Raw genomic sequence first — 24,230 nt, 5'->3', positions numbered from 1 at the left:
CTTAAAACGTAAAAAGGCTTCCTCAAGGAAGCCTTTTTAGTGCGTATAGTCCAAGCCTAAGGTTTCACAGGGAAACTGATCTGCGCTTTTAAGCCACCTTCACTGCGGTTATTGACCACTACAGCACCTTGGTGCTGGCTGACAATACGTTTCACGATCGCTAAACCTAAGCCCGTACCTTCGCTGCCACGAGCCGTGTCACCACGTGTGAAGGGTTCAAACAACTTACCGATCTGGTCTTGTGGAATACCCGGACCATTATCTTCTACCGTAACCCAAGCTAACTTGTTATCCGCCGTCATGCCGGTCGATACCTTCACCCAGCCATTACCATAGCGCAGCGCGTTCACCACCAAGTTACTCACTGCACGCTTCATTGCGATCGGGTTGCCCAACGCAGGTTTCATGGTTTCTGGAATATCGGTTTCAATCTGGACCTCATAGCCACCTTCAGAGCTAGAGACTTCTCGCGCAATATCATCGACAAACACCGCTTGGAATGAGTCTCTGTCAACAGGCTTTAGGTAATCCATGAACTGACTGATGATCTCGTTACACTCTTCGGTATCACTGATGATGCCTTCCGCTAAGTAGCTGTCTTCTGGCGACATCATCTCGGTTGCTAAGCGAATACGCGTTAACGGAGTACGCAAATCATGACTGATTCCTGCCATCAACAAAGCGCGGTCTTCTTCCAATTCTTGTATGCCTTTCGACATTTGATTGAAAGCTCGTGTTACTGAGCGAATTTCTTGCGCACCTTGAACCGGCAATGGCGGTGGAATATCGCCGCGCCCGACACCTTGCGCGGCTTTCTCTAGCGCTATCAACGGCCGGTTTTGTAAGCGGATAAACAACCAACCACCTACGACAATCAACAACGCCATGATCAGACTGTTACGAAATAGTGGTGCAAAATCTTCTTCTTGCAACTCAGAAAGAGGAATACGAATCAGAGAGTTGGGCAGCTGCGCAATGTCCATCCACAGCACATAGCTCTCTTTACCCAGAATCAACCGTACTTCGGTTTCAGAGCCTAGCTCTTTGGTCATCTCCTCGCTCATCAAGTCAATCGCAACCGCGTGGTAATACTCACCCGCCGCTTCACTGTTTTTCGCGTGAACGGTTACCCCGAGTTGTTCAAGTACACGCTGACGCAATGGCGCATCAATCTCGATATCACTGCCTTGGTCTAATACTAGGTTTAACTCATGCGCCAGAATCTTATTAAACTGCTGCAAACTCGGCATCAATGCATAGTTAAACACTGCGTAGTAAGAAAAGATTTGGCTAGCGACCAAGAGCGTTAAGAAAAGCACTATCGACTGAGTAAAGGAGCTACGTATGCGCATAGAAGACCTAAAATGGAGGTTAGGGAAACAGAGACATGATAGAAACTATAACTCTAATCTCTTGTGCTGAATACAAAGCGGGCCATCACATATCAATGAGATGGCCCGTAAATAGAGAATTCTGAATCACAGAATCAATAAAGCTGCTGTCGAGCTTTTAATACTAGATTACACAGCCTTACCATCAGGAACGAAGACATAACCTAAGCCCCACACTGTTTGGATATAGCGAGGTTTGCTTGGGTCTTCTTCCACTAGACGACGCAGACGCGAAATCTGAACATCGATAGAACGTTCCATCGCTGAATACTCACGGCCACGAGCCATGTTCATCAGCTTATCGCGAGACATTGGCTCACGCGCATTGGTTACTAGTGACTTAAGTACTGCAAATTCGCCAGAAGTAAGCGGCATTGGCTCTTCACCACGGAACATTTCACGTGTACCTAGGTTTAGGCGGAATTCACCAAACTCAACCACAGACTCTTCTGTACTTGGCGCGCCTGGTGCTTCAATTACTTGGCGACGCAGTACCGCTTTAATGCGAGCAAGCAGCTCACGTGGGTTAAATGGTTTTGGCAGGTAATCATCAGCACCTACTTCCAAGCCCACAATGCGATCCACTTCATCACCCTTTGCAGTAAGCATCAGGATTGGTAGCGAGTTGTTTGCGTTTCGTAGACGACGACAAATAGATAGGCCATCTTCGCCCGGCAACATCAAATCCAATACCATCAAGTGAAAATTTTCACGGGTTAACAGGCGGTCCATTTGCTCACTGTTTGCCACGCTACGCACTTGAAAGCCTTGCTCTGACAGATAGCGTTCTAACAGTGCACGTAAACGAGCATCGTCATCGACCACTAAAATTTTGTAGTTTTCTTGCATGTAATGGTTCCACCTATTAAAGCTTAAACCTAAGGTTAAGCATTCTTGGTAAATTGTATATTGGTATAAGACATTAAAAATGTAACATTATTGGAGAAAAAGTCGCCTAAATAATTGTTAACGTATGTTGCCTTTCTATATATTCTATCTTAGATCATCATTTCATTAAGTCAGATTTATGAAAACCAAACTTATCACTCGAGAAGGTTATAACAAGCTCAAAGCAGAACATGACCACTTATGGCACGAGAAACGTCCAGAGATCACCAAAATAGTCACTTGGGCGGCAAGCCTAGGAGATCGTTCAGAAAACGCAGATTACACCTTCAATAAGCGTTTGCTTCGACAGATTGATCGCCGAGTACGTTTCTTAAGAAAGTTCCTACCTGATGTCACGATCGTTGATTACTCTCCACAACAAGAAGGTAAGGTATTTTTCGGTGCTTGGGTCGAAATTGAGAATGATGATGGGGAAATTAAGAAGTTTCGAATTGTCGGCCCAGAAGAGATCTACGGCGATGCTAAAGGTTATATCTCTATCGACTCACCCATGGCTAGAGCTCTGCTCAAGAAAGAAGTGGATGATGAGTTTACGGTAAAGACACCGGAAGGCGACAAAGAGTGGTTCATTAACTCGATTCGCTACGCAGACAATCAATAACCAAACCTAATATACACTTAGCAATGAGCTGAGTGTTCAAGTAAACCCAAACGCCAGATAAAAGAAAACCCCGCTAGGCTTTCGCCTGACGGGGTTAAGTCTCTATCGCAGCAATCCGGCTACTGTTTATCTCTTCGAGATAAGGTGCTCCCTGCATCTTTCCTTGATAGTGGCTAAATCCTTTAACCAATTTCCTTTTTGTTCATCGCCATCCTAGCGGTGTCCATTCTAGCCTGTCATCCTGACTGGCGAATCTCATCCAGAGATTATAACTTCCTTGCTGACCACTCATCCTAAGTAATCAAATCTTCATCCTGAAGATACCTAGTCCGTTAGGCTTTTTCCTGTTCCTGCCAACTCCCTGTCGACAAGTTAAATATTACGGTATTTGGGCGAGTTTCCTAGATAGTCCCAAAAAACATTTCAGGTGAGAAATATACCCGCAAACACTCAACATAATAAAATCAGCAACTTAAGTTAATATTAAGACGATTTCATCGGTTTAAAGTGACTTAGTCTCACATCACTTGTAAGAGATCTCGCACAAAGCGGGTATCACAAACGGAAATTCGACTTCTGACAGGATAATTACACAGTCAAAGCTAGAAAAAGAGTACGCTCACCCCCATGTATTTGTCATGATATTAAATAAGAGATTCATCGGATGAGCCAAGCTATCTGTCGACTGATCGCTGAAGAACTGAATGTCCGTTCTGAGCAAGTCACTGCCGCAGTAAACCTAATTGACGACGGTAATACCGTTCCCTTTATTGCCCGCTACCGTAAAGAAGTTACGGGTGGCTTAGACGATACCCAACTACGTAACCTTGATAGCCGCCTTTCTTACCTACGCGAGCTAGACGATCGTCGCCAAACGATTCTTAAGTCGATTCAAGACCAAGGTAAACTCACGCCAGAACTCGAGCGTGATATCACTCAGGCAGACAGCAAGACTCGCCTAGAAGATTTATACCTGCCTTACAAACCAAAGCGCCGCACCAAAGGTCAGATCGCGATTGAAGCAGGCTTAGAGCCACTTGCCGATACGCTATGGAATGAACCACAGCACGATCCGGAAACGGAAGCAGCGAACTTCATTAGCAACGACAAAGGCATTGCCGATACCAAAGCTGCACTCGATGGCGCACGTGCGATCATCATGGAACGCATTGCGGAAGACGCAAACCTGCTTGAAAAGATTCGTCAACACCTAAACCGTAATGCAGAGCTTGGTGCTCGTGTTGTGGCTGGCAAAGAGAACGAAGGTGAGAAATTCAAAGACTACTTCGAGCACAACGAAGCGCTTAGCAAAGTACCGTCTCACCGTGCGCTTGCAATGCTGCGTGGCCGCAATGAAGGCTTCCTAACACTGGCGATGAACGCTGACCCGGATCAAGAAGAAGGTGTACGTGGTTCATACTGCGAGAACATCATCTCTGATCACTACGGTATTACCCTAAGCAGCGCACCTGCGGATGCATGGCGTAAGCAAGTGATCAGCTGGGCATGGCGCATCAAGGTTTCTATGCACATGGAAACCGAATTGATGGGCGCGATGAAAGAGCGTGCTGAGATCGAAGCGATTGAAGTGTTCGCCACCAACCTTAAAGATCTGCTAATGGCAGCACCAGCTGGTCCTCGTGCCACATTAGGCTTAGATCCAGGTTTACGTACCGGTTCAAAAATCGCCGTTGTGGATTCAACTGGTAAGGTTCTAGCGACAGAAACTATTTACCCTCACCCACCACAAAAGCAATACGACAAATCAGCACACGTTGTTGAACAGATGGTTCGTCAGTTCAACGTTGACCTGATTGCGATTGGTAACGGTACGGCTTCACGCGAAACCGATAGCTTTGTGGCTGATGTGATTAAGCGCGGCAACCTAAAAGCGCAAAAAATTATTGTTAGCGAAGCAGGTGCTTCAGTTTATTCAGCGTCTGAGCTAGCGGCGAAAGAGTTCCCGAACATGGACGTATCGATCCGTGGTGCAGTATCTATCGCTCGTCGTCTACAAGATCCATTGGCTGAGCTCGTGAAGATTGATCCTAAATCGATCGGGGTGGGCCAATACCAACATGACGTTAGCCAAACCATGCTTGCTAAACGTCTAGATGCGATTGTCGAAGACTGTGTAAACGCCGTAGGTGTTGATGTGAATACCGCGTCTGCCGCGCTACTTACTCGCGTAGCAGGCCTTTCTAGCACCATAGCTCAAAACATCGTGGATTTCCGTGATGAGAATGGTCGCTTCGAAGCTCGTACTACACTTAAGAAAGTCGCTCGCTTGGGGCCAAAAGCCTTTGAACAGTGTGCTGGTTTCCTACGTATTATGGATGGTAAGAACCCGTTAGATGCATCATCGGTTCACCCAGAAGCTTACCCAGTAGTGAAAACTATCGCTGAGAAAAACCACAAAGACATCAAATCTCTGGTGGGTAACACCGACTTCTTACGTGGTTTACACGCGGTTGATTACACCAATGAAAACTTTGGTGTACCAACGGTCACCGACATCATCAAGGAGCTGGATAAGCCGGGACGCGACCCTCGCCCTGAGTTCAAGACTGCAACCTTCGCAGATGGTGTAAACAGCGTTTCAGACCTAGAACCAGGCATGATTCTAGAAGGTGTGGTGTCGAACGTGGCTAACTTTGGTGCCTTCGTTGACATTGGTGTTCACCAAGATGGCTTAGTGCACATTTCAGCGCTCACCGATCGCTTTGTCTCTGACCCACGTGAAGTGGTTAAAGCGGGTGACATCGTGAAAGTGAAAGTGATGGAAGTGGATGTTCAGCGTAAACGTATTGCACTAAGCATGCGTATGAAAGACGAGCCGGGACAAGACAACCGCGCGCAACGTTCAAGTGCACCTCGCACGCAAAACCGCCCGAATCAAAAGTCACAAGGTGGACAACGCCGCCGTGAGGAACCGCAGCAAAACGCGGCGATGGGTGGTGCTTTTGCCGCTGCTTTTGCTAAAGCGAAAAAATAATCCGTTAGCGTATCTGAAAAACTGAATCGCCTAAAACAGAAAACCTGCATCCCTTAGGGTATGCAGGTTTTTATTATGTGTTCAAAAAAGACATCGAAGCTTGGTTTTATTCTGCGCGTTCTAATCACAACACGATCGTTTTACAAAACAACTAGCATCTCTGATGGAGCATGAGGCGCAACAGCATGACCATAATGATATTTTATGACCTTACGTCGTTTCTCCATCTGTCCCTCCTGAATCGCCGCATCTAAAACATGCTTTGGCAGGCGAAAACGCATGGTATAGCCCTTTCCTTGGTCAGCACTGTAAGTTCTCAGTGCCAACAAGCTGAACAGCCTATCAAAAGGATCTTGTGACTCTTCTTGGCTAATCGAATTGGCCTCTGACTCGTTCTCCATTTCATAACCAGGATGGTCTGAAGGATCCCAAGCCGACTGCTGCCTTCGCTTATCGTCCGACTTTACCTTTCGCTCTGCATTGGTTTTCGCCAACGCTACTGCGGGAGCAACAGGCTCTCGAACTCTATTATCACGCGCAACTTGCTCTGTTTGCACATTAACGGACGGGGCGATAAGTGGCACACTCACTGCAGTTGCAGGTGACACAATCATCGCGAACTCCTCAAGAATCGCCCATCGTTATTGCTATAACGCTGTTGTACTGTGAGTCAGCACAACAGGCATAGCCCAACTTACCGCAATCAGCTCAGGAGAGAGTTAGGTCTGAGTATCAAGCAACACGTTGGTGTTATACCAATCGTAGTAAATAACTGATCATCCTAGCTTGTTAAAATACTCGATAACGGCGTTAGATTTTTTGATTGTAGAATAACTACTTATCGAAACTACTTGTCAAAAAAAAGCTGCCTTGTTCTCAAGCCTTTTTCCTACGCTATTTTTGAACACTTACTTACTGTGATTGGTATTAGCTTATATATCGACCAAGCCGGCGATAAATTTAGCGATTATTTTTGCGCGAAGCTAACCAGTTCACTGCAAAAGGCATCGGCTTCGGTCATAAACGGCGCATGTGAAGACTGAGTAAAGATATATTGCTCGGTATGAGGCAAGGCTGCGCCCAAGTCTTTCGCAACCTTGATTGGCACCAATCCATCTAATCGGCCATACAAGCGCAGCATTGGTACTGAAATCTCAGGCAGTTGTTCACGCAGGTCGACATCCGACAGCATCTTTAGTCCTGCTAATAATGAATCAGGGTTCGGTAATGGGCGAGACAGCACCGCTTGCTTGAGCTGTTTTACATCTTGTCTTGCTGAAGGGCTACCCATAGCTTGTAATGCCATAAAGCGTTCGATGGTGGTTTGGAAATCTTCAACCAGTTGTTCGGTGAATGCGCTTAATACGTTTGGCTGAATACCTCGCCATAACACTGGCTCTTTTGAGGCCGAGAATTTAGGAGAACTGGCGACAGTCACCAGCTTACTCACGTAGTCTGAGTGATGGAGAGCCATGTGCGTTGCGACCAAACCACCCAGTGACCAACCCACCCAAATAGCTTGTTTAGGCGCTTCGGCCAACAGTTGCTGAGCAATCTCTTCAAGATCTTGAGCGTGGCAGTGTGCGCTGTGTCCATATCCTGGTAAATCGACAACATGCACTCGGAAATCAGCTTGTAATGCATTAACGGTTTGTTGCCACACCGCACCGTTCATTCCCCAGCCGTGAACCAACACTAAATCAGGCCCTTGCCCAGAAACATGCCAATATAACCCGTCACTCATTCTCAATATTCCCTACTTTTTTCATCGGCGATTATCTGTGCTTTTCAGTATGGTGAGTAAAAGGAACACCTTAACCCAAAAGCATCACGAGCTATGTTATCTGATTGGCTACAAAAACACACACCACGTCTGGTCACACCTCAATGCCACCTGTGCAAGCTAGATAAGTCGCATAGCGATGCTCACCCTCGATGGTGTGATTCTTGTCTTAATCTCTTTGAGTCAGTTCCTCGCTGCCAACGATGTGGTTTAAAAACACTGCTCACAGTAGAGCAGTGCGGACAGTGTTTATCTCAACCTCCACCTTGGCATCGTCTCTATTGCGTTGGGGATTACACCTTTCCAACAGCACGTTACATTCAACAAATGAAGTACGCCGATAAGTTTTGGTTTGCACGCGATCTGTCAAAGTTATTGGCTTCACGTATCGAGCACCCTGCTCCGCTGATCACCAGCGTACCGCTGCATTGGCGTCGATATATTCATCGTGCCTTTAATCAAAGTCAGCTGCTTGCTAATTACACAGCTCAAGAACTTGGCGTTAAAGATGAGGTGCTGTTCCGTCGAATTCGCTCAACCGCTTCTCAGCAAGGGCTGACTAAATCCGCACGCTTACTTAATCTAAAGAGCGCTTTTACGCTGCGAAAACAAGACCTTCGAGGAACTATCCCCTCCCACGTCGCGATAATTGATGATGTTGTAACCACCGGCAGTACTGTGTATCAATTATGCCAATTACTACTTGAAGTGGACGTGAAAAGGATTGATATTTACTGCATCTGCCGCACTCCTGAGCCCTCTGGATAAAAGCTGTGAATCACTACTTGTACAGCAATCCAACAAAAAAAGGGCTGAATTACAAAACTGACAGGAGTAGAATAGCGCTAATAGCCTACAAATTTACTCAGGTATTCGTCGTGTCAAATATTACTATTACAGAAACAGCTCAAACTCATTTTGCCAATCTGCTGTCACAGCAGCCTGAAGGTACAAACATTCGTGTGTTCGTGGTAAACCCAGGCACACAAAACGCTGAGTGTGGTGTTTCTTACTGCCCAACAGATGCTATTGAAGCGTCTGACACTAAGCTTTCTTTCGACGCTTTCTCTGCTTACGTTGATGAGCTAAGCCTACCGTTCCTAGATGAAGCTGAAATTGACTTCGTTACTGACAAAATGGGCTCTCAACTAACACTTAAAGCACCAAACGCTAAGATGCGTAAAGTATCAGACGATGCACCACTTCTAGAGCGCGTTGAATACGCAATCCAAACTCAAGTGAACCCACAGCTTGCTGGTCACGGCGGTCACGTTAGCTTGGTAGAAATCACTGAAGACGGTGCTGCTATCGTTGCATTCGGTGGCGGCTGTAACGGTTGTTCTATGGTTGATGTAACGCTAAAAGAAGGCATCGAGAAAGAACTTCTTCAACAATTCGAAGGTGAACTGACTGCGGTTCGTGATGCAACTGAACACGATCGTGGTGAGCACTCTTACTACTAAGCTCTTTTACGACTAAGCACTCATGCAGTCTTAGTCAGTAAAAAGTGAAAGATTCAATAAAAAGGTTGATGTGCAAGCATCAACCTTTTTTGTTTTTAAAACAGCAGAAGTCCTTCCGAATAATATATTTCCCTTTCAATACCAATAATGGCGGATGCGTTACCATTTAGAGTAAGGTATTCAAGTGATCGCAATCGGTTCCTGCTCTAATAATTCTAGGATATGAAAACTCGGATCTAGGAACTCAACGTCATTTCCCCTATATTAGAATGACTTTATAAGAAAGAATTCCAATGAGCTGAGGAGCGAGCGCAATGACAAAAAGGACCAAGCCAGAAATTTTGGCTCAGCAAACTGTCGCTCAATCAAAACTATTCTCGATCGAGTCTCTCGATTTACGCTTTTCAAACGGTGAACAGCGCACTTACGAACGTATGAAACCTAGCGGCCGCAACGCAGTAATGATGGTTCCGATTACTGAACAAGGCGATATTCTGTTAGTGCGTGAATACGCAGCAGGCACAGAACGCTATGAACTTGGCTTTCCGAAAGGGCTTATCGATCCAGGAGAGCAGCCAAACGAAGCCGCCGTTCGCGAACTCAAAGAAGAGATTGGCTTTGGTGCCAACAAGCTTACTCCATTAAAGGAAGTGATCCTCGCTCCCTCTTACTTTTCTAGCAAAATGACGCTGTTTATCGCAGAAGACCTCTACCCAGAGAAGCTAGAAGGTGATGAGCCTGAGCCACTAGACGTTGTGCGCTGGCCACTGGCTCAAGCCGAAGAGCTGTTAACACATCTCGATTTCTGTGAGGCTCGCAGCATTACCGCCCTACTATTAACCCTTCGTGTCTTAACCAATAATTAGAACATTCAGGATCACTCGAAGAGTAAGAGAATATTTATGCCAATAACAAAAGATTTGTCTCACCTCCTACCCTCTGTCATTGAGATTGCTCGCTCTGCAGGACAACTGATTTTAGAGATCTACGAGAAAAAAGATTACGAAGAGTTCACTAAGAGTGATGACACACCAGTCACCAGTGCCGACCTTGCGGCACACAAGCTGATCTCGAAAAAGCTCAGTGAGCTCACGCCTGACATTCCAGTGCTGTCTGAAGAAGCCGCAGACATCAGCCTAGAGCAACGTTCTCAATGGGATCGCTACTGGTTAGTTGACCCACTGGACGGTACGCAGGAGTTCATTGCACGAAGTGGTGATTTCGCGACAATTATCGCCCTAATTGAACATAACAAGCCAGTAATGGGCGTGGTATATGCACCCGTTTCAGGCGTGAGCTATTACGCTTACAGTGGCAAAGGGGCTTGGAAGATCCCAGACCTTAATGACAGCGTTAAAATTAAAACGCATCGTCACGAGCTGCCAAACCAGTCAATCGCAATGGCGATCAGCCGTCGCCAAGACATCAATCGAATCACTAGCCGTATGAGCTCAGCATGGAATTATGATTTAGTTCCTTTAGGCTCAGCAGCGCTTAAGGCATGTTTAGTAGCAGAAGGGGCTGTGGATTGTTATCTGCGCCTTGGACCAACCGGAGAGTGGGATACAGCGGCAACGCAGTGCATTGTTGAAGAAGCTGGCGGTCGCATCTTAAGTACTCAACTGGAACCGCTCTCTTATAATGAAAGAGAGACGCTTGAGAACCCGAACTTCATTGTGCTTGGTGATGCTGACTTACCGTGGGCAGAGATCTTACAAGGTAAAGACTAGGCGAGCTTGCTCACTGTCACTCTCGACGATTCAAACAAAACGGGCACCTCAATGAGGTGCCCGTTTTTTATATCTCGTAATTTAGTAGCCCTTAGCTGTTTAGCTAAAAACGACCTTGATAAGTAAACTGGTACTTACCTTGGCTATCAGGGTTACCCAGCCACTTAAGCTGGCTCTGCATCGCTGGTGGGAATTCCGCACCCGGCTTAAACCAAGCCGCCGACGTGTAGCGTTGGTTAGGTGTTACGCTCGCTGAGAACTCACTGTCCACCTGTTCGCTCTTCTGAGTGCCTTTCGCTGCAATTGTGCTGCCTTCACAGTTTATGTCCGCAATCACAGGACCAAGGTCTAACGATCCAACAGGAGAGTCGACTGCAGCACCAGACCAAGCCAGTGTGCCTTCACCAGATTGACACCAAGGCTGAGCGTGAACCGCATGTTTGATCGTCAGTTCAACTTGTCCTGCAATAGAAACGGGGACTGGAATAGCCGGCGCATATTTCATCACGTTTCTTGCTGGCATGGATGCCACTAAGTTTTCTGCATACGCGCCGCTCATGCTGTACCCGACACGCCCTTTACCTGATAAGTTCATGTCGCTGTTACGACCAAAACGAACCGCCAGTTCTGCTTTGGCTTGAAATAGCTTAGAAAACTGGAAGTCCCACTGCACTGAGCCGTAATTGACACGCTGCCACGCAATATTGTTAGCGCGACCTTGCCAAACGGTGCCCTCAACGCCTTCGATGCTTAAACCACGCACAGCGGGCGCATGCTTGAGAGCAAAAGCGGCAGGCAAATGCAACAACAAGCTTACTGAGAAAAAAACGATAAAAATGACGCTGAATAACAGGCCATATTTGAAAGATAGACCGCGTTTCACATTAACCTCGTTTAAACTGTAGTCGGTTGATCTCAATAACCCCAGGGCTATCAGAGCGATCAATATCCATAAACTCAACCTCAACACCCTGCTTTTCTTTCAGGTATGTCAGCCAGTCAACGAACTTATTAAATGGCACAGGCTTAATCCATACTTGCAGCATCTCACCACGTGGTTGTACGCGTATCAACTCGATGTTAAAACGGCGCATAGAAGCAGGCACAGATTGGTTTAAAGGCTGACTGGCACTGATGCCACCGCTGCCTCGTAGCTCAACCACTTGATTCGCTTTGTCCGTTACCCAAGCAAGAAGCTGCTTCTCACTTTGAATACGACTTTGTGCAAGTTCAGCTCGCTGACTGAGTGGCTGTAATAACCCCCAATAAACGACACCCAACACCAATAAAACTGAGCAACCAACAACTAATCGTTGCTCTCTTTGACTTATTGAAGTCCACCACGCTTGGAGTGGCTCAATCATATTTCTCATCACTGATCTCCTTACGCAGGTTATTGATGGGGTTTAAGAGTAAAGCTGCCAAATACGGCATCGCCATTGCGATTCAATGGACCTTGTTCGACGGTAAACCTCTCTTCGAGCTTCACTCTCGCAGTCTCAAAGTGTTGGAAATCAGAGCTTTTCGCCTGTAGTCGAACCTCAGAGCGATTGCCATCGTAGCGAATGCTTTCGACTTCAATCGACTTCACCTGCCCTAACGTTTCTGGCAGCAAAGCTAACCAACCGAGTAAGGAATCACCATCGCCTGAGCCGCCATATTTCTTAGCTTCATCGTTCATCTGACGCTTAAGATAGCTGACTGTTGGGATACGTTGTTTACCTGGCAGCACTGCTCTAAAGATACGTTCACTCTCCATGCGGTAAGCTTGTGCTTGAGCTTCGTATTGTTGAACCTTCAACACTTGTTGAGTCACAATCACAGCCACCAGCAAACAAGCAGCAATCGCTACTTTCTGCCATACGCGCCAATATTTACTGAATGAAGATTTGGTTTTAAAGGTGCCAGTCAGTAAGTTTACGCCGCTTGTGATCGCTTGCTGGCTCAGTAAAGACATCACCAATTCCGCAGGCTTTGCCTGCCAATTCGCGCCGCTTTGCTGTTGAACGTCTTCGCTCGGCATTGCTGTATAGCTGAAGATAGTCGTCGCTTGCTCTTCGTCATCAGCAACCACCCAATCACTTTGTAAAAACATCGGTAACCATGCTTCGCTGATCGATACCGCTTGATAATTGCCTTGGCGCAGTAGCCAATGCTGGTCGATCTGCAATGCACTGATGCCAGGTTCTTCAAAAGGCACGGCCAGTGTATCTGGCAACACCTTACGGAAGATAATATTAGCTTCACGAAACAGGTCTAAAGCTTGCTTTAACCATTCGCGGTCGACACCACACACGGTAGCGTGCGTTGAGTTTTTATCTAAAATCGTCAGGTGTAAGTCTTCGATATCTTGTGCGACTTCGTCTTCTAATAAAAACGGCAGCATAGAATCGAACTGGCGAGCAGCACCTTTCGGGATCTCAACACGCTTAATTAGGCATTCATTTCCCGGCAATAAAGCGATACAGCTGCGCTTTTCAGCGTAAGGCGTTAACTCATCCAGCTGTTCCCAGCTAGACAACTCGCCACTTGCTATCACTTCTTGTTGGCTTGTCGACCAAACTAACCACTGCACAGGGCTTTGTGGTTCGCTACTCAGTCGAACGGTCAGAAACTCGCTCACTGATTCCTCCAAAACGACGGCGTACTACCGTCACTGTTTCTCGATTACTACTATAGAAAAGCGTCCGTATACGTACACGTGACTGCTCAACTAATACCTCTGCATCTAGCTCAAAATAGGCGCTATCTACAGTTAAATACGCTTTCGCTTTTTTGCTAACTTCGGCACTCACGCCAACAATGACAGGTTCAGCCATAAAAGCATCCACCGTATCCCAGCCATCAAATGGGCGTTTGTCTATTAGCTGTTTAGCATCTGACTCACTTAAGCCAGGTGCAAACATCGCCTCCAATAAAGGTGCCTGCTTTTCCGTGAGTGTATTCACGTTCAAGCGAAAATCGTCGCTAGGCAGAGCGCAAACAAACGGGCGAACCTTATTCATGACTTCACCCGTGACCTGATAAACCGCTCTTAGCTCAGATTCATCCGCCATTAAGCCATTCGCCGCCAAATAAGATGGCTTCATCGCTTCATAGGTGCTGTCTTCTACCCCCGCTGAAGAGGTGGTTCGGGTATCTGCGTCAACAAATTCCCACGTTGAGTTTGCGATAACCTCAGCCTGATAAGGCTCAACGTCTTGATTTTCTAATAAGGTTTGCCAAACCGTGATCAAATAAGGTGTCTGGTTACTTGAAGTGCTCGCCACCCCAGCTAACGAATTAAGATTAAAGCAAGCCTGAGCATCAACGATGCGTCCTTTAACTTGACCGTAATCCAATGGGTATACTTGCTCTTCTAGCGCCCATGGTTGACTTAGATTCACGGTATCACTGTCTTTGTAGCTTTGCCTAATACCGTCTTGCACCAGCGCTTCTACACCAATGCTGTACCAGTAAGCCTGTTGGTAATTCAGTTGATTACCAACGCGCTTGAATTGCGTAAACAGACGTTCCGACATACTGCCAGCGATAGTTGCCATGATCGCCAGTAGCATCAGGATAATGATCAGCGCGACACCACGCTGCTTGCGACCCATAGTAGACCTTGTCCGTGCAAGCTTGTTAGTTCGATGAGTCATTATTCCCCTCATTACTACCTGAAGAGTCACTGTTTGAAGAATCATCGGCCTGATCTAGCGTGCCACCGGGAGTGAGATAAACACGTTCTATCTCACCATAATCTTTCAAGGTTAGCTTTAATCTTACCGCTTTCGGTAGCGATTTGTCGGTTTGCCACTCTTTACCCCAGCGGCTTCCGTCATAAAACTCGAATTCCAAGCTTTCAACATCATCAAGCAAAGGCGTAATCACACCTTCTTGGCCTGCAGGGGTATCGGGGTAACGCCACCACACACGCTCAAGTGTTTCTTCTTTAATGCGATAACCCACTTTGGTGACTTCTCCGCGAGGAAACTGCTGCTGTGGGTTATGCCAACCAAGGCGAGTGAACATGATGCCAACGCTGTCGGAATCCAGTAAATACTCTTTAATTAATATCAGTTTAGATGATGTTTCTTCACCGTTGGTACGAAATTGTCGCACCGCCATCTGGCGAAAATCATTATCTAAAATGACCAAGCTACGTTGCAGTTGATTTAAACGAGCGCTGCGCTCGATTGAAAGCTCGTTGCTGCGCTGAACCTGATTGACTACCTGATAAGCCGCCATGCTTAAAGTGGCAAAGATAGCGATAGAGACCAAAACCTCAATTAAGGTAAAGCCTCTCCCGTTCGAAGATAGACCTTGTGTACGAGACACACGCTTATTGGCGGACATGCTCTTACTTGACCACATAACTGCGCACCGTGACCACTGGAGAAGCTTGTTTACTGGTTGCCACACTCACATCAAACGCCTTTAATAAGTCATCGCTAGTATCGATTGGCGTAACCTTCCAGAACCACTCTCTTCCAGCCAGCTCTTGTGTACCCTGTACTTTTTTTAGCTTCTCAGGGTGCAACATCACCAAGGCCATTTGATTATCAACGACCATAGCAGCAAAGGTTTTTTCTTCTAGATAACTGAGGGTATTGATGTGCTGGGTGACAGCACGAATCACACTGATCGCCGCGGTCGCAAAGATAGCGAGCGCAACCAAGACCTCAAGCAGCGTCATTCCTCGAGAACCAAGGGTCATGCCACGATAACGAGAAGGAGAACGGTTATTCCTCTTCATCTTCTTCTCCAGGCTCTAGTAATCGAATGACACCATTGTCCAACACTCGAATACGCCAACCATCTTGTATGGTGTCACCCGTATTAGGATAAAACGATAGTACAAACGGTGTCATTTCAGCACTCGACAAGATGTAGATCTGTGGTGGTTTCGGCTTCTTATCCTCTTCAAGATCCGCAAACATATCTTCATCAAACAAGCTTCCTGGATTGAACAACCGATCATCATCTTCCCATGCACCACCACCTAGAGTCAGTGACAATGCGAGCTCTTCCGGTAGTTCAGTTAAAGAGGGAATTTTTTCAAAGTCGACTTCTTGCCAGCCTTCAGACTTAAGCGCCATCAGTACATAGGTCGATTTCTTTTCATCAACACGAACGCCAAAATCCAAACCACTCAAAATCGCCTCTTCATTGAGTAATTGAACTCGCTGATAAAAGCTTTGTGCATATTTTTTGGCGACATCTTTACTATTGGTAGGAATGGTCGCGATCACCGCGACCGCCGTTACTGACAGTAATACCAACACCAAAAGAATCTCAATTAAGGTGAAACCTGGCTGTGTTTGCTTAGTTTTCACCTTGTAGACTCCATCTGTTTACGTCCTACCATCAATAACGTATCAAGCGACAATAACGTATCAACCAACAACAAGCCGAAGCTTATTGAAAGTCTTGCATGTTCCAGTTGCCGATATCCGCAGCAATACCTTCACCACCTTCTTGGCCATCAGCACCAAGAGTGAAAATATCGATAGTGCCGTTATCACCAGGGCTTAGGTATTGGTACTCATTGCCCCATGGGTCGTTAGGCAGACGCTTGATGTAGCCACCGTCGCGGTAGTTGCGAGGCTCAGGGCTGCTTGGCTTAGAAACCAATGCATCAAGACCTTGATCCGTTGTTGGGTAAACGCTGTTATCCAGTTTGTACATATCTAGCGCGTTCTCTAGCGCCACGATATCAGTGATGGCTTTTTGTTGGTCAGCCTTCTCTTTGTTACCCAATAGGTTAGGTACAACAAAGCTCGCCAATACGCCAAGGATAACCACAACAACCATCACTTCTAATAGGGTAAAGCCTGATTGTTTCTTCATTCTATTTTTCATTATTTTCTCCAAATTACAGACAGCGAGTTGAAGGTAATAATGTCCTTCTTCTCGATAATCCAAAAACTAACGTCTTATGAGCAATCAGTTAGCCGCTCATTAAATTATTCATTTCAAGCATCGGCATTAGGGTCGCCATCACAATGAACAGCACTAAACCTGCCATCAAAGCGATAAGTGCTGGTGTGAAAATACCTAGCGCAATGTTCACGGTCGATTCAAAGCTTTGGTCTTGGTTGTCCGCCGCTCTTGTCAGCATTTGTTCTAACTGACCACTCTGCTCACCACTGGCGATCATATGCAGCATCATTGGAGGGAAGAGTTTGGTTTGATCGAGCGCTTTACGCAGGCTTGCCCCTTCTCTCACGCTATCTGACGCTTGTAAGACTTGTTGTTTCACATGGTGATTCGACATTACATCTACCGCCACTTTCATCCCTTCAAGGATAGGAATCGCACTCGAAGTACAGATAGAGAGTGTTCGTGCAAAACGAGAGGTATTAATCCCTTTTGCGATCTTGCCAATCAGCGGAATGCTTAATAGCTTGCGATCCCAACTCATGCGAACGCCCGGCTTTTTCAGCGCGGTCTTAATCAACACAATCACACCAATGCTCAACAACAGTAATTGGATGCCCCAATTCTGGATAAATTCACTCGATGCCAATAAAAATTGTGTCGATTGAGGAAGCTCTTGACCCATTTGGATAATAGGCTCGACAATCTTAGGTACCACAGTTGCCAGCAGGAACGAAACAATCGTCACCGCAAACACCACCAGCACAACTGGGTAGATCATCGCTTGCAGCAACTTAGAGCGCATCTTCTGACGGTTTTCTGCGTAATCAGCCAGTCGCTCCAATACTGCATCTAAGTGACCCGATTTCTCACCAGCTGCGACCATAGCTCTAAACAGTTCATCAAAGATGTGCGGGTAATCAGCCAAGCTATCCGCTAGCGAATAACCTTCCGTTACCTTCGAGCGAACCGACAGCAGCATGGTTCGAATGCGTGGCTTTTCAGACTGCTCAGCGACGGCCTTCAAACACTCCTCTAACGGCATGCCTGATTGCACCAAGGTAGAAATTTGGCGAGTAATCAAAGCAAGGTCTGGTGTGCTGATACCACGCTTAAAGCTGGTTGATGGCTGAGCACCTTTCGATGTTTTCGCTTTAGCTTCGGTCATCTCAACCGGCATCAAGCCTTGTTCTTTTAAGCGTTGGCGAGCCTGACGAGCGTTATCCGCTTCAATCGAGCCCTTTTTGCTCTTACCTTTGGCATCCAGTGCTTTGTATTCAAATGCCGCCATATTAGACTTCCTTGGTTACGCGCATCACTTCTTCTAGGGACGTTACCCCTTTCAGAACTTTGCTCAAGCCATCATCTCTAATACTTGGTGTTGTGCCACGAATTGCTTTCTCAATTGCCTGTTCACCAGCTTCACTGTGAATCAGCTCTTGCACCGAATCGTCAATCATCAATAGCTCATGAATACCGGTACGGCCTCGATAGCCTTTGTGACTGCAGCTTTCACATCCTTTTGCATGGTAAAGCGTCAGACTCTCTTTCTTCTTCAGTCCAAACAGCTTTTTCTGCTCTTTATCAGCTTCATAAGGTTCTTTACAGTCGTTACACAGAGTACGAACCAAGCGCTGAGCCAGAACACCCAGCAGCGAAGAAGAGATCAAGAAGGGTTCGATGCCCATATCACGTAGACGTGTAATCGCACCGATTGCAGTATTGGTGTGAAGGGTCGACATTACTAAGTGACCGGTCAAAGAGGCTTGAACAGCGATCTCCGCGGTCTCCAAGTCACGTATCTCACCAATCATTACGACATCGGGATCTTGACGAAGAATGGCACGTAAGCCACGAGCAAAGGTCATATCAACCTTAGGGTTCACCTGTGTTTGACCAATGCCATCGATATCAAATTCAATAGGATCTTCAACCGTGAGAATATTTCGCTCGTTGCTGTTGAGCTCTTGTAGGCCAGCGTACAAGGTCGTTGATTTACCAGAACCCGTAGGACCTGTAACCAAGATAATGCCGTGTGGGCGTTGGATCAGTTTTCGGAAGTTCTCGTGGTTCTCTGCCGTCATACCTAAACTATGCAGGTCTAGACGAGTCGCGTTCTTGTCCAACAGACGCATTACCACACGCTCACCATGTGAAGAAGGCATGGTTGATACACGAACGTCGACCGCTCGGCCACCAATACGCAGAGAGATGCGGCCATCTTGTGGCACGCGTTTTTCCGCAATATCCAACTTCGCCATAACCTTTACACGCGAAACCAATAATGGAGCCAGTTTACGGCTCGGCGCTAACACATCACGTAACACACCATCAATACGGAAACGGATAGACAGCGACTTCTCAAAGGTTTCGATATGAATATCCGAAGCGCCTTCTTTGATTGCCTCACCCAGCATCGCATTGATCAACTTGATGATTGGTGCGTCATCTTCTGATTCAAGCAGATCTTCATCTTGAGGCAGCTCTTCTGCTAGCGAGAAGAAGTCGTCGTTGTCGGCACCAATATCTTCCATCAATTGGCGCGCTTCTGAAGAATCACGTTGGTACGCATCAGTCAGCTTTTTATCAAACTCATCGGCGCTGATCGCTTGTGGCGTGAAACCATTTTTCACAACACGGCTTACTTCAATGATCGCCGCCGATTTTAGAGGCTCTACATAATAGAGTACCGGCGGACGCTCTGGGTGCTGATATTCCAACACCATCTTGTAGCGATTCGCAAAGCTAAACGGCAAGCGCTGATAAGTACGTGCCGCCCCTACCAATTCAGCCATTATTCTGTTTCCATTTGATCGATGAAGGCTTGGATTTCAGCCGGGTGATTCATATCGGCACCAAATTTAGGCAATACCGGGATATTATCGTCAGCCATCAGTTTCAAACCTTGCTCTGCCTTGTACAGCTGCTCAGCTCGAATGAAGTTGTATTTACGCTGAGTGATACCATCTGCTGTCATGCCATCACGGATGATGGTTGGCTTAATGAATACCATTAGATTCTTTTTCTCAACCTGAGTACTGGTTGATTTGAACAGGTGCCCAAGAACAGGAATATCACCTAGGAATGGCACTTTAGACTCACTCTCTAACGCACGTTCATCAATCAAACCACCAAGCACCAACATTTGGCCATCTTGAACAATCACAGACGTATTTAGCTGTCGTTTAGCAAAACGTACATCTACCGCGCCGTTCGCGCCCAATACGTTCGACACTTCTTGTTCAATATTCAGCTGAACTGAGTCACCTTCGTTGATCTGTGGCACCACTTTAAGCTTGATACCCACTTCTTTACGTTCAACCGTTTGGAATGGGTTATCGTTACTTGAACCCGCCGTCGAGCCAGTTAAAACCGGAACTTCTTCACCAACGATGAACGACGCTTCGCCGTTATCCATCACGGTAATACTTGGAGAAGATAGGATGTTTGAATTGGAGTCGGTTGCTACCGCACTGATCAAGGCAGTCCAGTCACCCATTACCACGCTCATGGCTGCGCCATTAACACCTGAAAGTGCAGAGGCTAATGTTGAATAGTCCCCTTGTTCAGTCGTAGTTTCATTTCGTACGAACTTACCATTTTCATCGTACACAGCGGTTGTCGTTTCTGTATCTTTTGCTTCTTCTAAACCCACCATTACGCCACCGATCGATGCACCAGTGTTGCTGTACTGGATCATTGCACCCGTTTCTAGGTTACCCCATTGCACACCAAGGTTAACGCCATCGCCTTCTGCCATTTCAACAATCAAGGCTTCAATCAATACTTGAGCACGACGAATATCCAGTTGTGCGATCACGTCTTGCAGCGCATTCATAATGTCTGGCTGTGCAGTAATAACCAAAGAGTTGGTATCACTGTGGGCGGAAATCATTACTTGGTTGCGTTGCGATGAGCTGCCTTTGGTTGATGACTGCTTCTCTGATTGTAGGTTGTCCGACACGCCTTTCAGCACATCAACCAGATCTTCTGCTTTTGCGTATTTGAGGTAGATAACTTGGTTGTTGCCCTTGGTTGCCATTTCGACATCAAGCTGCTCGATAAGCTTTCTTAATCGGCTACGAACCTTAGGGTCACCTGAAATAAGGATCGCATTGGTACGCTCATCAGCAACCAATTTAGGTTGTAGGAACGCAGGTGTATTTTTAGCATCTGTGGTTTTACTTAACGCATCAACGATACGTACCATTTCTGCCGCGGAAGCATTCTTTAGCTCAACGACTTCAATCTCTTTATCACCCGCTTGGTCAACGCGCTTGATGATTTCAGCTAAACGGTTTACTACCGCCGCTCGGCCTGTAATAAGGATGATGTTGGCTGGGTCGTAATGCACAACGTTACCCGCGCCTGCATTGTCGTTCAATTGACGAAGCAGAGGAGAAAGTTCACGAACCGAGACATTACGAACCGTCACTACGCGTGTCACTACGCTATCACCAGTGATCGAATCACGGTCACCAACAACAGGGATTGCCGAGGTTTTCGAATCTTTAGCTTTGATGATCTTAAGAACACCCGAGTCCATTTCAACAACTGCGTAGCCATACACCTCTAGTACGTTTAAGAAGAAGCTGTAATATTGTTCTTCATTCAATACGTCGTAGCTGCGTACATCGATTTTTCCGCGCACCGAGGGATCAACGATGATCGTCTTCTCTAGGTTACGACCAACAATATTAATAAACTCTTGGATATCAGTGCCCTTAAAGCTGGCACTAAAATCACTCGCGATGGCTGCGGGTGTGCAGATCAAGCTTCCTGCCAATAACCATGCACTTTTCTTAAACCAATGCTTCACGTACTTCTCCTACACTTTCGTCCTTCGTTAGACGCAAAGTTTTAAAATTCAATAAACACTTCATGTTGTTGACCATCTCTCTCGACGACGAGATTTAACTCTGTCAGCTCTGAGATAGAACGAAATATGTTGCCCATAGCGGCTGGGTCTGTCAGGTCTTGTCCATTTAACTGAGTAGCAATATCTCCGTTTTGGAGCCCTACTGAGTTAAAAAGTTCTGAATCTTTGCCAGGACTCACACGATAACCAATAACGCTATCGTCGCGCTTCACCTGAGACAATCGAACATATTGGAAGATTTGTTGCGGATCTTTCATTATCTTCGCTTTAATTTCATCAAGCTTCTCTTCTGCAGAAGCCGGGTTATTACCACGAACCGAAGAAGAACTACGAGGCGCTGCAGGCGCTGAGACAGCTAAACGCTTGTACTCAATACCTTCAAGCATCAAGGTTTCGTCTCGCCCTGAGTTATCAATGATTACGCGGTCGACTAATACGGCTTTAAGCTTAGCTCGGGTGCCTTCAATCTCTTCATTAATCCCATAAGTCGCTTGTGTACCGCGATTGGCAATCACCGCTAAGCTTAATTTTGGATTTGAACTCGCTACCGCACCAACCAAAACCAAGTTCAGTCGCGTCTTTGGTGCATCTTGGATAACTTGCTGTTCAACTACAGCGGGCGTGGTTGGGTTATAAGCACCAAACATGTTGCTCTGCTGCAAAGAAGAGATATCAAGGGTCGATTGAGGAGTAGAAGACGATGAAGCTGTTGCTTTCCAAGGCACGACTGTGTGCTCAGCAGGCTCAATAAACCATGCAAGCTGTCCTAAAATCCATGCGGAAGCTGCAATCAATACACAGCACGTCGCTAGACTTAGTTTCTGCTGGATTACAAATCCGTTCTCTAACAAGCGGCTCAACACAGGAGAACTTCCTACGCGATTCTTGAGCTCTAAAAAGTTCACTTTCCTTGCCCCTTTTCATGACGGCAAACGCTGTAAATTATTAAACTTTCAGCTTTTTTATTCATTCGTTCGATACCGAGCTTATTTAAGCATAAGATCCTGAACTATATCATAGCAAATCTATAAATCGGCATTACATGGCTATTTTGTATTATGACTTGAAAAAAATGCTAACCGCCTCCACATAAAACCTCTATCTAATGTGATAAGCATCATCAAAAACATGTTGCGCACTGTTCACTACAGTTAAACCGCATTCATTTCTCACTTAATAAGGCACAGCCCTATATGAAAACTTCTAATGAAGCTGTCAGACTCGATAAATGGTTGTGGGCAGCACGCTTTTACAAAACTCGGTCTATTGCTCGTAACATGGTCGATGGTGGCAAAGTCCACTATAATGGTCAGCGCAGCAAGCCAAGTAAAATTGTCGAACTTGGGGCTGTGATTACACTGCGCCAAGGTAATGAAGAAAAGACGGTTACGATCGAGAAAATCTCAGCCCATCGTGGCGGAGCTCCGATCGCTCAAACCCTCTATGAAGAAACCACCGAGAGCTTGGCAAAAAGAGAAGAGTTTGCGACACAACGTAAACTAAATGCTCATAACCCAGCTCCAGAGCGTCGCCCTGATAAGAAGCAACGTCGTGACATCATCAAGTTCAAGCATCAATAAGCTAGAAGGAATAGCCAAATGGCAGACCCAATGTCTACAAGTAATGTTTTAAATCGCTACCTATTTGAAGACCTATCAGTACGTGGTGAATTGGTACAAATGGATGAAGCGTACCAACAGATTATTTCTAGCAAGGAATACCCAGCGCCAGTACAAAAGCTACTGGGTGAGCTACTGGTATCAACAACGCTATTAACTGCGACCCTAAAGTTTGAAGGATCTATCACTATGCAATTGCAAGGTGACGGTCCAGTATCTCTAGCAGTTATCAATGGCGATCACGATCAAAAGATCCGTGGTGTTGCTCGCTTTGAAGGCGATATCGCAGACGACGCAGGTCTACACGACCTAATGGGCAAAGGCCACCTAGTGATCACCATCGATCCTAAGAAAGGTGAGCGTTACCAAGGCATCGTTGGCCTTGAAGGTGATACGCTTGCCCAAGTACTTGAAGGCTACTTCGCTAACTCGGAACAACTTAAGACTCGTCTATGGCTGCGCACTGGCGAACATGAAGGCAAAGCACACGCTGCAGGTATGTTGCTACAAGTGATGCCAGACGGCACTGGTTCGCCAGATGACTTCGAGCACCTAGAGCAACTAACAGACACCGTTAAAAACGAAGAGCTATTTTCTCTAGAAGCGAACGAATTGCTTTACCGCCTGTACAACCAAGAAAAAGTACAACTGTTCACACCACAACCAGTTCAGTTCTTCTGTGGGTGCTCTCGCGAAAGAAGTGGCGCTGCTATCATTACCGTTGCTCAAGAAGAGATCTACGACATCCTAAGCACCGAAGGAAGCGTTGGTCTTCACTGCGATTACTGTGGCACAAACTACTCGTTCGACAAGAACGATGTTGATGCTCTGTACGCAGAAGCAGCAGATAAAGGCAGCAATACGGTTCATTAATTTACGGCGTACCAAAAACACGTAATTTACCCCAAAAAGGTCAGCGCTAAGCTGGCCTTTTTTGTGATCAAAATAGCGCAAACTCCGTAACATCTCGTAATAAAATCACCGCTTAATTTTAATCA

At 46.3% G+C, this 24,230-nt stretch carries 24 protein-coding genes; 8 read left to right on the top strand and 16 right to left on the bottom strand.

The annotated features are described in order from the left end of the window. Positions 1-56: 56 nt before the first annotated feature. Positions 57-1,352 (bottom strand): two-component system sensor histidine kinase EnvZ, encoded by a 1,296-nt coding sequence (envZ, locus tag FTW16_RS17485; RefSeq protein ID WP_048661311.1) that lies wholly within the window; start codon positions 1,350-1,352, stop codon positions 57-59. A 168-nt stretch (positions 1,353-1,520) separates the two neighbouring features. Then, on the bottom strand, positions 1,521-2,240 hold the full coding sequence (gene ompR / locus FTW16_RS17480; protein WP_008218409.1) for a two-component system response regulator OmpR: 720 nt from the start codon (positions 2,238-2,240) through the stop codon (positions 1,521-1,523). Between the two features lie 178 nt (positions 2,241-2,418). Here ompR and greB point away from each other — a divergent pair, with 178 nt between their 5' ends. Together greB and FTW16_RS17470 are read left to right on the top strand one after the other, a co-directional pair. Further along, positions 2,419-2,901, top strand: coding sequence for a transcription elongation factor GreB (gene greB, locus FTW16_RS17475; RefSeq protein WP_146491986.1), 483 nt, complete (start codon positions 2,419-2,421; stop codon positions 2,899-2,901). Positions 2,902-3,565: 664 nt separating this feature from the next. Beyond that, positions 3,566-5,896 (top strand): Tex family protein, encoded by a 2,331-nt coding sequence (locus FTW16_RS17470; RefSeq protein ID WP_146491985.1) that lies wholly within the window; start codon positions 3,566-3,568, stop codon positions 5,894-5,896. Between the two features lie 140 nt (positions 5,897-6,036). Here the strand turns inward: FTW16_RS17470 and FTW16_RS17465 are convergent, their stop codons facing one another. Together FTW16_RS17465 and bioH are read right to left on the bottom strand one after the other, a co-directional pair. Beyond that, positions 6,037-6,510, bottom strand: coding sequence for an ATP-dependent Lon protease (locus tag FTW16_RS17465; RefSeq protein WP_146491984.1), 474 nt, complete (start codon positions 6,508-6,510; stop codon positions 6,037-6,039). Between the two features lie 353 nt (positions 6,511-6,863). After that, positions 6,864-7,640: a pimeloyl-ACP methyl ester esterase BioH gene (gene bioH, locus FTW16_RS17460; RefSeq protein ID WP_146491983.1), complete on the bottom strand. Its 777-nt coding sequence runs from the start codon at positions 7,638-7,640 to the stop codon at positions 6,864-6,866. A 93-nt stretch (positions 7,641-7,733) separates the two neighbouring features. Between bioH and FTW16_RS24570 the strand changes: the two genes are divergently transcribed. The 4 genes from FTW16_RS24570 (at position 7,734) to cysQ (ending at position 10,872) form a co-directional block, all read left to right on the top strand. Further along, complete coding sequence (locus FTW16_RS24570) at positions 7,734-8,447, top strand: ComF family protein (protein ID WP_186728088.1); 714 nt, start codon at positions 7,734-7,736, stop codon at positions 8,445-8,447. Between the two features lie 110 nt (positions 8,448-8,557). Then, on the top strand, positions 8,558-9,142 hold the full coding sequence (nfuA, locus tag FTW16_RS17450; protein ID WP_146491982.1) for a Fe-S biogenesis protein NfuA: 585 nt from the start codon (positions 8,558-8,560) through the stop codon (positions 9,140-9,142). A gap of 314 nt (positions 9,143-9,456) precedes the next feature. After that, complete coding sequence (nudE, locus tag FTW16_RS17445; protein ID WP_060983216.1) at positions 9,457-10,008, top strand: ADP compounds hydrolase NudE; 552 nt, start codon at positions 9,457-9,459, stop codon at positions 10,006-10,008. Positions 10,009-10,044: 36 nt separating this feature from the next. Then, entirely contained in the window at positions 10,045-10,872 is an 828-nt protein-coding gene (gene cysQ / locus FTW16_RS17440) for a 3'(2'),5'-bisphosphate nucleotidase CysQ (RefSeq protein WP_048612454.1), read from the top strand. A gap of 103 nt (positions 10,873-10,975) precedes the next feature. On the opposite strand, the gene FTW16_RS17435 is transcribed toward cysQ, so the two are convergent. The 12 genes from FTW16_RS17435 to gspC all read right to left on the bottom strand — a co-directional run bounded on the left by FTW16_RS17435 (position 10,976) and on the right by gspC (position 22,518). Beyond that, positions 10,976-11,755, bottom strand: a complete 780-nt coding sequence (locus FTW16_RS17435) for a type II secretion system protein N (protein ID WP_146491981.1) — start codon at positions 11,753-11,755, stop codon at positions 10,976-10,978. A 1-nt stretch (position 11,756) separates the two neighbouring features. Beyond that, positions 11,757-12,245 carry a type II secretion system protein M gene (locus FTW16_RS17430; RefSeq protein WP_017086954.1) on the bottom strand — a complete coding sequence of 163 codons (489 nt, stop codon included), beginning with the start codon at positions 12,243-12,245 and terminating at the stop codon, positions 11,757-11,759. Between the two features lie 20 nt (positions 12,246-12,265). Then, positions 12,266-13,495 (bottom strand): type II secretion system protein GspL, encoded by a 1,230-nt coding sequence (gene gspL, locus FTW16_RS17425; RefSeq protein ID WP_146491980.1) that lies wholly within the window; start codon positions 13,493-13,495, stop codon positions 12,266-12,268. Next, the gene (gene gspK / locus FTW16_RS17420; protein WP_146491979.1) at positions 13,464-14,513 is read right to left on the bottom strand and encodes a type II secretion system minor pseudopilin GspK; all 1,050 of its coding nucleotides are present in this window, start codon (positions 14,511-14,513) and stop codon (positions 13,464-13,466) included. Before gspK ends, gspL begins: the two co-directional genes overlap by 32 nt. Continuing rightward, positions 14,497-15,228 (bottom strand): type II secretion system minor pseudopilin GspJ, encoded by a 732-nt coding sequence (gene gspJ / locus FTW16_RS17415; protein WP_146491978.1) that lies wholly within the window; start codon positions 15,226-15,228, stop codon positions 14,497-14,499. The genes gspK and gspJ overlap by 17 nt, the downstream gene beginning before the upstream one ends. Beyond that, the gene (gene gspI / locus FTW16_RS17410; protein WP_146491977.1) at positions 15,215-15,610 is read right to left on the bottom strand and encodes a type II secretion system minor pseudopilin GspI; all 396 of its coding nucleotides are present in this window, start codon (positions 15,608-15,610) and stop codon (positions 15,215-15,217) included. The genes gspJ and gspI overlap by 14 nt, the downstream gene beginning before the upstream one ends. Then, positions 15,597-16,190, bottom strand: a complete 594-nt coding sequence (gene gspH, locus FTW16_RS17405) for a type II secretion system minor pseudopilin GspH (RefSeq protein ID WP_146491976.1) — start codon at positions 16,188-16,190, stop codon at positions 15,597-15,599. Before gspH ends, gspI begins: the two co-directional genes overlap by 14 nt. An 82-nt stretch (positions 16,191-16,272) precedes the next feature. Further along, positions 16,273-16,716 (bottom strand): type II secretion system major pseudopilin GspG, encoded by a 444-nt coding sequence (gene gspG / locus FTW16_RS17400; protein ID WP_017062485.1) that lies wholly within the window; start codon positions 16,714-16,716, stop codon positions 16,273-16,275. An 88-nt stretch (positions 16,717-16,804) separates the two neighbouring features. Continuing rightward, positions 16,805-18,025 carry a type II secretion system inner membrane protein GspF gene (gspF, locus tag FTW16_RS17395; protein ID WP_050652109.1) on the bottom strand — a complete coding sequence of 407 codons (1,221 nt, stop codon included), beginning with the start codon at positions 18,023-18,025 and terminating at the stop codon, positions 16,805-16,807. Between the two features lies 1 nt (position 18,026). Continuing rightward, positions 18,027-19,529 carry a type II secretion system ATPase GspE gene (gene gspE, locus FTW16_RS17390; protein WP_019826480.1) on the bottom strand — a complete coding sequence of 501 codons (1,503 nt, stop codon included), beginning with the start codon at positions 19,527-19,529 and terminating at the stop codon, positions 18,027-18,029. Then, entirely contained in the window at positions 19,529-21,553 is a 2,025-nt protein-coding gene (gene gspD / locus FTW16_RS17385; protein ID WP_060983226.1) for a type II secretion system secretin GspD, read from the bottom strand. Before gspD ends, gspE begins: the two co-directional genes overlap by 1 nt. Positions 21,554-21,594: 41 nt before the next feature. After that, the gene (gene gspC / locus FTW16_RS17380) at positions 21,595-22,518 is read right to left on the bottom strand and encodes a type II secretion system protein GspC (RefSeq protein ID WP_146491975.1); all 924 of its coding nucleotides are present in this window, start codon (positions 22,516-22,518) and stop codon (positions 21,595-21,597) included. Between the two features lie 288 nt (positions 22,519-22,806). Between gspC and hslR the strand changes: the two genes are divergently transcribed. Further along, positions 22,807-23,193 (top strand): ribosome-associated heat shock protein Hsp15, encoded by a 387-nt coding sequence (gene hslR / locus FTW16_RS17375; protein ID WP_146491974.1) that lies wholly within the window; start codon positions 22,807-22,809, stop codon positions 23,191-23,193. 18 nt (positions 23,194-23,211) lie between these two features. Continuing rightward, positions 23,212-24,105 (top strand): Hsp33 family molecular chaperone HslO, encoded by an 894-nt coding sequence (gene hslO / locus FTW16_RS17370; RefSeq protein ID WP_146491973.1) that lies wholly within the window; start codon positions 23,212-23,214, stop codon positions 24,103-24,105. Positions 24,106-24,230 lie beyond the last annotated feature (125 nt).

This window comes from Vibrio sp. T20, assembly GCF_007858795.1.
Lineage (GTDB): Bacteria > Pseudomonadota > Gammaproteobacteria > Enterobacterales > Vibrionaceae > Vibrio > Vibrio satsumensis.
Note: the sequence above shows the minus strand (reverse complement) of the source record. Positions and strands in the feature narration are given on the sequence as shown.